Origin of the sequence: Streptomyces sp. NPDC050422, from assembly GCF_044458665.1 — a bacterium.
In the GTDB taxonomy this organism is placed as follows: Bacteria; Actinomycetota; Actinomycetes; order Streptomycetales; family Streptomycetaceae; genus Streptomyces.
In genome coordinates this window covers 90528-96527 of sequence record NZ_JBITIE010000026.1, presented here as the reverse complement: position 1 = coordinate 96527, position 6000 = coordinate 90528, and the positions used below count along the sequence as shown (strand labels likewise).

Sequence of the window (6000 nt, the reverse complement as noted above, 5' to 3'; positions counted from 1 at the left end):
AGAAAATGGCGTACGACCCGGGTACAGGTTCGTCGTCGGGTGAACACGCCATTTTTGAGGAGTCTCCCCGGAGGGCCCCCACCCCCACCCACCGGACAGAGGCGCACCGCACCGCGCGGAGTACCCGCACACAAGCCCGTCCGGCGCTTGAGGACGGAACCCCGCACACCAACTTCGGGCGCACAATGGGCAGCGCGGGGTACGCGTAACCGGACGACGGATGAGGGAGTCACGGCGTGAGCATGATTGCGACCGAGGGGGCCGACCCGTTCGGGACCGCACGGCTGCGACGCGGCGTGCTCGATGCCTGGGGTGCCGGCCCCGCCCGCTTCCGTGAGGACGCCAACGCGGAGGAGGACCTCGCGCTCGGCGGCTACCGTGACCGCCTCGTCGTCGAGCTGGCCCAGAACGCCGCCGACGCCGCGGCCCGTGCCCACGTGCCCGGTCGGCTCCGGCTGACCCTGCACCCGGCGACGGAGGTCGCCCCCGCCGTCCTCGCCGCCGCGAACACCGGTGCGTCCCTGGACGCCACCGGCGTGGAGTCGCTGTCCACCCTGCGGGCCTCCGCGAAGCGCGAGGGCCACGACGGGGCCGTCGGCAGGTTCGGTGTCGGGTTCGCCGCCGTGCTCGCGGTGAGCGACGAGCCGGCCGTCGTCGGCCGGCACGGCGGCGTTCGCTGGTCCCTCGCCGAGGCCCGCGACCTCGCCCGCGAGGCGGCCGTCGGCAGCCCCGGCCTCGGCGACGAGCTGCGCCGCCGCGACGGCCACGTACCGCTGCTGCGCCTCCCGCTGCCCACCGAGGGCACCGCACCCGACGGGTACGACACCGTCGTCGTCCTGCCGCTGCGCGACGGCGTCGCTGAGGACCTGGTCGGCCGGCTGCTCGACGCAGTGGACGACGCCCTGCTGCTCACACTGGCCGGCCTGGACGAGATCGTCGTCGAAACCCCGGACACCGTACGGACGTTGCGCCGCTCGCAGCACGGCCCGTACACGCACATCGAGGACTCCGCGCACGGTACGAACCGCTGGCGGACCGTCGCCCACCACGGCCCCGTCGAGCCCGCCCTGCTCGCCGACCGCCCGCTGGAGGAACGGCTGCGCCCGCACTGGTCGGTGACCTGGGCTGTCCCTGTCGACGCGGAGGGCGCCCCGGTCCACCCCCGTACCGCCCCCGTCGTGCACGCCCCGACGCCTACCGACGAACCGCTCGGCTTTCCCGCGCTGCTCATCGCCTCGCTGCCGCTGGACACCACCCGCCGGCACCCCGCGCCCGGCCCGCTCACCGACTTCCTGGTGCAGCGCGCGGCCGACGCGTACGCGGAACTGCTCGCCGACTGGCAGCCGGTGACCGTCGCCACCATCGGGCTCGTCCCCGGTCCGCTCGGCAAGGGTGAGCTGGACGGCGCGCTGCGGGGCGCCGTACTGGAGCGGCTGCCGCGCGTCGCGTTCCTGGAGCCGGCCGCCCCGCGCGACCCCGCCGCCGAACCGGACCGGTGGGACAGCTGGGACGCGGGGACGGAGAGTGCCCGCAAGGCCACGACCGCACTGCGGCCGATCGAGGCCGAGGTGCTGGAGGGGGTCGGCGCCGAGACCGTCACCGTGCTGGCCGAGGTGCTGCCGTGCTTGCTGCCCGCGGGACTTGAGCGCCGCAGCGAACTGCGGACGCTCGGCGTCGCCCGCGTACCCCTGACCGAGGCCATCGACCGGCTCGCAGGACTGGAGCGCGACTCCGCCTGGTGGCGGCGGCTGTACGACAGCCTGGCCGGGGTCGACCCGGACCGGCTGACGGGCCTTCCGGTGCCGCTCGCCGGAACGGAGTCCAAGGGGTCGGATCCCGAGGCGCCTGCCGTACCGCGTACGACGATCGGCCCCCGGCAGATCCTGCTCCCGCTGCCCGACGCGCTGACCGGCCCGGTCCTGGACCGGCTCGGCCGGCTCGGGCTGAAGGTCGCGCATCCGGATGCCGCGCACCCGCTCCTGGAGAAGCTGGGCGCCTTGCCCGCCACCCCGCGCGCCGTGCTGACGACCCCGCAGGTGCGGGCCGCCGTCGCCGGTTCGCTGGACGCGGGCGAGATCTGGGACGAGGACGCGCTGGACGGCGACGAGCTCGTGGAGACCGTCCTCACCCTGGTCCGGGACGCCGACCTGACGCCCGGCGAGGAGCCCTGGCTCGGCGCGCTCGCCCTGCCCGACGAGGACGGCGAGCTCGCACCGGCTGGGGAACTGGTGCTGCCCGGCAGCCCGTTCGCCGCGATCATGCGCGAGGGCGAACTCGCCCACTGCGACGCGGACCTGGCTGCCCGCTGGGGCGAGCAGCCGCTCACCGCGTGCGGGGTACTCGCCACGTTCGCCCTGGTCCGGGCCACCGACGTGGTCCTGGATCCTGACGAGCTGGAGCCCCGCGACAGCGACTTCGCCGAACCCGACGACGCCGGGCTGCTCGACGCCGTCGACGTGTGGTGCGAGGACATCCTCGACCAGCTCCCGGACACTTCCGTGCCGCCGGTAGCCACCGAGATCGTCGCCGTCCGCGACCTCGACCTCGTCGACGACGACGCCTGGCCGCAGGCGCTCGCCCTCCTGGCCCGGCCGCCGCTGCGTGACGCGCTGACCCAGCCGGTGCGGGTGCTGCTCCCGGACGGCACGACGCAGTCCGTACGCCCGTACACCGCCTGGTGGCTGCGCGACCACCCCGTGCTGGACGGCCGCCGCCCGGCCGGTCTGCGCGCCCACGGGGGCGATCCCCGGCTGGCGGGCCTGTACGACTCCGCCGACGCGACCGGCTTCGACGACGCCCAGGTGCTGCGCGCCCTCGGTGTACGGACTTCGGTCGCGGCCCTGCTGGACGAGCCCGGCGGTGCGGCCGAACTCCTCGGCCGGCTCGCGGACGAGGACCGCCCGGTCGCTCCCGTACAGCTGCACTCCCTCTACACGGCGCTCGCCGATCTCGACCCGGAGCAGGTCACGCTGCCGGACGAGCTGCGGGCCGTGGTCGACGGCGAAGTACGGGTGGTCGACGCGGCGGACGCGATGATCGCGGACGCCCCGGACCTGCTGCCCCTGACCGGCGGCGTCGCACTCCTGCCGGTCGCCCCGGCGAGCGCGGCGGAGCTGGCCGAGCTGTTGCAGGTGCGGCGGCTCGGCGAGAGCGTCGAGGCGGAGGTGACGTCCGAGGGCGAGGAGCACCAGGTCCCGGGCCCGGTCCGCATCCTGCTCGGCCCCGGCACCCCGGACACGTACGTCGAGCACGGCGAGCTGCGGGCGGGCGGCGTAGAACTGGACTGGCGCCGCACCTCGGACGGCGTCGTCCACGCATCGACCCTGGAGGGCGTCGCGGCGGGCCTGGCCTGGGCGGCGGGCCAGTGGCCGCGCCGCTTCGAGGTCGCGGCCCTGCTGGAGGACCCCTCCCGCACGGGCGAACTGGCCCGGGACCGCTGGTTCGACTGACGGCGATGCCCCTGGGGGGCCGCTACACCGGGAAGCGGCGGCCCACCAGCCGCCAGGCGTATTCCAGGGCGACCGAGGCCACCACGGCGATGCCCACCGCCGTCCACGGCATCGTCGTGCCCACCAGCTTCAGGGCGAAGAAGTCCTGGAGCCACGGCACCATGAGCACGATCAGGAACGCCAGCCCCATCGCCGCGACCAGGCAGATCCGCCACCAGGTGTAGGGGCGCGCGATGATCGCCAGGACCCACATCGAGACCAGGAACAGTGTGAGTGTCGCCACGCTCGTCTCCGCGTCCAGCGCGCCCGTACCGGAGTAGTGGCTGCGGGCGATCAGGTACATCGCGAAGGTGGCGACGGCCGCGATGGTGCCCGACGGGATCGCGTACCGCATGACGCGGCGCACGAAGTGCGGATGGGCCCGTTCCTTGTTGGGCGCCAGGGCCAGGAAGAACGCCGGGACGCCGATCGTCAGCGTCGACAGCAGGGTCAGATGGCGGGGCAGGAACGGGTACTCGACCTGGAAGCAGACGACCAGGACGGCCAGCAGCACCGAGTAGACCGTCTTCGTCAGGAACAGCGTGGCGACGCGGGTGATGTTGCCGATGACGCGGCGGCCCTCGGCGACGACGGACGGCAGAGTCGCGAAGCTGTTGTTCAGCAGCACGATCTGGGCGACCGCCCGGGTCGCCTCCGAGCCCGAGCCCATCGAGACGCCGATGTCGGCGTCCTTGAGGGCGAGGACGTCGTTGACGCCGTCGCCCGTCATCGCGACGGTGTGGCCGCGCGACTGGAGGGCGGCGACCATGTCCCGCTTCTGTTGCGGGGTGACGCGGCCGAACACCGCGTTCTCCTCCATGGCGGTGGCCATCGCGTCCGGGTCGGTGGGCAGCTTGCGCGCGTCCAGCGTGTGCTCGGCGCCCGGCAGGCCGAGCTTCGCGGCGACGGCACCGACCGAGACGGCGTTGTCCCCGGAGATCACCTTCGTGGCGACCCGCTGGTCGGCGAAGTAGGCGAGGGTCTCCCCGGCGTCGGGCCGCAGCCGCTGCTCCAGGACGATCAGGGCGCTCGGTACGGCTCCGGCGGCGATGTCCGGGCCGTCCAGCTCACCCTGTGCCCGGGCCAGCAGCAGCACTCGCAGGCCCTGCTCGTTGAGCTGCTCGATCTCGGCGAGTGCCGGGTCCGCCTCGGGCAGCAGCACGTCGGGGGCGCCGAGCAGCCAGGACGACTGCTGTCCCGCGCCCTCGTCGAACGCGGCGCCGCTGTACTTGCGGGCGGAGGAGAACGGCAGCGCCTGCGTGACGCGCCAGCCCGTGCCGTCCGGGGAAGGGGAAGGGGAAGGGGAAGGGGAAGGGGAAGGGGAAGGGGCCGGGTAGGTGTCGATGATGGCCTGGAGGCTGGCGTTGGGCCGCGGGTCGGAGGCGCCGAAGGCCCCGAGGACGCGGCGCAGGTACGGGTCGTCCGTCCCGTTCAGTGCGCGGACCTCGGTGACGTCCATGCCGCCCTCGGTGAGGGTGCCGGTCTTGTCGAGGCAGACGACGTCGACCCGGGCCAGGCCCTCGATGGCGGGGAGTTCCTGCACCAGGCACTGCTTGCGCCCCAGCCGTACGACTCCGATTGCGAAGGCGACCGAGGTGAGCAGGACCAGGCCTTCCGGGATCATCGGGACGATGCCGCCGACGGTCCGGGCGACCGACTCCTTGAAGTTGTTGTCCTTGACGACGAGCTGGCTGATGATCAGGCCGATCGCGGTCGGGATCATCATCCAGGTGACGTACTTGAGGATGGTGGAGATGCCGCTGCGCAGCTCGGACTGGACGAGCGTGAAGCGGGAGGCTTCCTCGGCGAGCTGCGCGGCGTAGGCCTCGCGGCCGACCTTGGTGGCGGCGAAGGCACCGCCGCCGGCGACGACGAAGCTGCCGGACATGACGGGGTCGCCGGCCCGTTTCAGTACCGGGTCGGCCTCGCCGGTGAGCAGGGACTCGTCGATCTCCAGGCTGTCGGCCTCGGTGACCGTGCCGTCCACGATGACCTTGTCGCCGGGGCCGAGTTCGACGAGGTCGCCGAGGACGATCTCGGAGACGGAGACCTCGGCGGCCACCCCGTCCCGCCGCACCGTGGGTTTCGCCTCGCCGATGACCGCGAGGCTGTCCAGGGTCTTCTTGGCCCGCCACTCCTGCACGATGCCGATGCCGGTGTTGGCGATGATCACGAAGCCGAAGAGGCTGTCCTGGATCGGCGCGACGAACAGCATGATCACCCAGAGCACGCCGATGATCAGGTTGAACCGGGTGAAGACGTTGGCGCGGACGATCTCGGTCACGGACCGGGAGGAGCGGACCGGTACGTCGTTGACCTCGCCGCGAGCGATCCGCTCGGCGACCTCGGCCGCGGTCAGACCGCGCGCGGAGGTGGCGGGCAGGTCCACCGGGTGGACCGGGTCGAGTTCGGAACCGGCGTCGATCTTCACCGGCCGGCCGGGGCCGGGGGATCCGGAGGAACCGTCCGGCTGTTCCCCGGAGGGATCGAGTGCCCGCTGAGTCATAGTTCC

General features: G+C 73.2%; 2 protein-coding genes. One reads left to right on the top strand and one right to left on the bottom strand.

The window, feature by feature from the left end; translation table 11 throughout:
• Positions 1 to 242 precede the first annotated feature (242 nt).
• Entirely contained in the window at positions 243 to 3449 is a 3207-nt protein-coding gene (locus ACIBJG_RS33450; protein ID WP_399313370.1) for a sacsin N-terminal ATP-binding-like domain-containing protein, read from the top strand.
• A gap of 22 nt (positions 3450 to 3471) precedes the next feature.
• Here ACIBJG_RS33450 and ACIBJG_RS33445 read toward each other — a convergent pair whose 3' ends face one another.
• The gene (locus tag ACIBJG_RS33445) at positions 3472 to 5994 is read right to left on the bottom strand and encodes an HAD-IC family P-type ATPase (protein ID WP_399313349.1); all 2523 of its coding nucleotides are present in this window, start codon (positions 5992 to 5994) and stop codon (positions 3472 to 3474) included.
• Positions 5995 to 6000 lie beyond the last annotated feature (6 nt).